The organism is Deltaproteobacteria bacterium, assembly GCA_018668695.1.
Taxonomy (GTDB): Bacteria; Myxococcota; XYA12-FULL-58-9; order XYA12-FULL-58-9; family JABJBS01; genus JABJBS01.
Map to the genome: position 1 here is coordinate 1 of JABJBS010000013.1, position 2,862 is coordinate 2,862.

At 49.2% G+C, this 2,862-nt stretch carries 4 protein-coding genes; 3 read left to right on the forward strand and 1 reads right to left on the reverse strand.

What is annotated here, in order from left to right; all coding sequences use genetic code 11:
• The first annotated feature begins 319 nt into the window (after positions 1-319).
• From HOK28_00625 to HOK28_00635, 3 genes are all read left to right on the forward strand, one after another.
• Entirely contained in the window at positions 320-1,825 is a 1,506-nt protein-coding gene (locus HOK28_00625) for an adenylate/guanylate cyclase domain-containing protein (protein ID MBT6431563.1), read from the forward strand.
• Positions 1,826-1,914: 89 nt separating this feature from the next.
• Positions 1,915-2,118: a hypothetical protein gene (locus HOK28_00630; protein MBT6431564.1), complete on the forward strand. Its 204-nt coding sequence runs from the start codon at positions 1,915-1,917 to the stop codon at positions 2,116-2,118.
• 83 nt (positions 2,119-2,201) lie between these two features.
• Positions 2,202-2,441, forward strand: a complete 240-nt coding sequence (locus tag HOK28_00635; protein ID MBT6431565.1) for a hypothetical protein — start codon at positions 2,202-2,204, stop codon at positions 2,439-2,441.
• On the opposite strand, the gene HOK28_00640 is transcribed toward HOK28_00635, so the two are convergent.
• Positions 2,438-2,862 (reverse strand): hypothetical protein (locus HOK28_00640; GenBank protein MBT6431566.1); only part of this gene is annotated, 425 nt, incomplete at its 5' end. The genes HOK28_00635 and HOK28_00640 overlap by 4 nt on opposite strands.

Here is a 2,862-nt window from a genome sequence, read left to right on the forward strand (position 1 = left end):
AGAAGCGCTGTGTGAAGTGATGCGGTCCATGTAAAGCGCTTGGTTGATTTTCCGAAGCTTGAGACCGCGCAACTTTTGAAAATAGCTTTACTTACGCATGACATTTACGCCTCCTACGACCTTGCGATGCTGGCGCTTCAGGCAATCGATAGGCGAGAAGGTACGTCTCGGCACACGTTGTACTTGGAGAGATTAACTCCGGGTGCTTCAACGGTATAAGCTGGCTATTTAATCGTCTCGATTGAGATAAATCATAGCGTAACTCTCTTGAAGTAATGCTAAGTTTGAAGCGAGTTATTCAATAAACCGGGAGAGGTGGATGAGCGCTAAGCAAGGCTTGTGGGTCGTATTAAAGCCAGCCAATCGCCTGAAGATTCACGCTACCTCTCTGGTTGCAGCGTTTTTCCTCGCGGTATACGCCCAATTGATTTGCCCCTTTATTGCCAAGCTCGACTTCAGCGTCCTTATGTTTACACTCTTGAGCTTTGGTATACTCCAAATCGTTATGCGTGAGTCTTTTTACTGCTACCTGCCGACGTCAAAAGGTACCGCGTCTCTGGCACGCCACGGTTACCACCTGTCAATCGCTACATGGTTTCTAACGGGCATCGTGGCCTTCATGACTCACTTTTTCCTATACGAGGCTTTCCCTATGGCGAGCCACGTGAAACTCCTCAGCGGCTATTGGGCACTTGGGGCTGGTATTTTGGCACAATGGGAATACGTTGAAATCGAAACCGCATACCGTCAGAATTCGGCAATGAGTGTAGGAGCACGCCACTATTGGGAACGTCTGACTCAGCGAGTTCTAGAGGGCTACGGCATTTTTACCATCGTTCCGGCGATGGCCATGATGTTGATGATTTCACGATATGTATATGAGGGAGAGCAGGGCATTACCGTGGGGCCTGAGGTCGTGTTGGAGGTTGTCTTTCTGGGTATGTTCTTCGTTGTGGCTGCCCTGGTTGTAGCGTGGCGCTTTGGTAAGGTTCTAAAAAAAGACACTGCACATATTATGGATGGTATTCAAAATGTTGCTGACGGTGTCTTTGATTTCGAGCTGGATACCTCTCGCCCGGACGAGTTTGGAGAGGTTGCGCAAGGCATTAACAATATGGCGAGTGGCCTGCTTCAAAGAGAGCAGATTCGCGCAGCCTTTGGGCATTTTGTTCCCCCTGAAGTCGCGAAAGATTTCTTAGAGAGATATTCCAAAGATGAAGATATGTTGGGCGGCGAGCGAAGAGAATTAACAATTCTGATGTCTGACCTAAGAGACTTCACGCCACTCTCCGAAACGCTTGAGCCTGAAGAACTTATTGAGTTGATGAATGCGTATTTTAGCGAGATGGTTCTCGCCATACGTGCTCACGGTGGCGTGGTTGATAAGTTTATGGGCGACGCGATTATGGCGATTTTCGGGTTGGTTTTTAACGAGGACGAATGCCATTCAAAACAAGCGGTGTGTGCAGGGCTTGAGATGCTTGAACGGCTGGAAAAGCACAACGCCGAGAGAATGAAGGCAAAGCCTGGTTCAAGCCCACTGAAGCTGGGTGTAGGGATTCACACCGGAGAAGTTGTTGCGGGCTATGTTGGAAGCCACGACCGTTTGGAGTTCACTGTTTTAGGGCAGAATGTAAACCTCGCGGCACGCATTGAAGGTCAGACCAAGGCACCGGCTCCCCCGCTTTTATTTAGCAAAGAGGTGGCAGATAAAGTCGCTTCTAAAATAGATGTTGAAGAGGTCCTTACGGCCGATCTTAAAGGCGTTTCGGAGCCAGTGAAGTTATTCAGTGTGAAAAGTGTCGTAGCGTCACCGGGTAAATGACTGGGCTTAGAGCTTGCTTTGGCATACTACTCTTCCTAAAATTAAGGGGCGTTTTATGACGCACCTCAACATTATGGGAGACACAATTCATGAACCGTTTGAAACTTAATGCTCTTATTGTATCGCTTAGCTTAATGGCTTTTTCTTCGACTGCCTTAGCCGATAGCATGCTCGATTTACAAGCCAACCTGGGTGTGGCCCATATTCTACCAGATGAAGGCGATGGCGTTACCGGCTTTGGTCTCGATGTTGTTGTCGGCTTGCCTCTTGCTTTGGGCGTCTGCCTGAGGTGATGGTCGGCTACCTCAGCAATGAATCGGGCGGTATTACATATGGTAATCTCATGGTTATGGGTGGTTTGAGATTTGATGTCCCGATGCCAATGTTAACTCCTTATGTTTATGCGCACTTTGGTCTCTGTAGCTTCACCGCAAGTATTGGTGATTTTTCGACTCCAGCAGAGTCTGAACTGGGGATGAACCTTGGAGCAGGTGTACGCTACATGTTGGCCGATACCCTGGGTGTAGGTGTTAGCGCAGGACCAGTATTGGTTTTTATGGAGTCTGGAATGGGCAAATATATCCGCGGCAATGTGAGCGCTTTCTTTACGCTTTAAAAGACCGTGTAGCCTAACCCCAGTGATGCTGCCGCAAAGTGGCGGTCGTTCAGTTGCACGTGATGCACCGTGAATGCCAGCGTGAAACCGTGGCCGCCGCTTCCCATGGGGTAGTGCAGGTCTACGCCGTAAGCCCATCCCAAACCGAGACTGGCTTCTGAAAAGTCAGGCTCGTGTGCACCTCCCCCTCCAAATCCTATTTTGAATACTAGCTCCTTGTAGAAGGCAGATTTTTTGATGCCGATGAGAACATCCGGGTAACGCGATGCAACGGTCGGGCTTTGATTGCTGTCGTTTTCAATCATGGGATGCCAAAACATCAGCGTGTAGTCGTTCTCAAAGGTGTAGCCCAGCTCTAAAATTGTGAGGGTACCCGATGCAAGGTTACCCGCGCCAGTGCCAACGGCAAATTGGAAGTGGA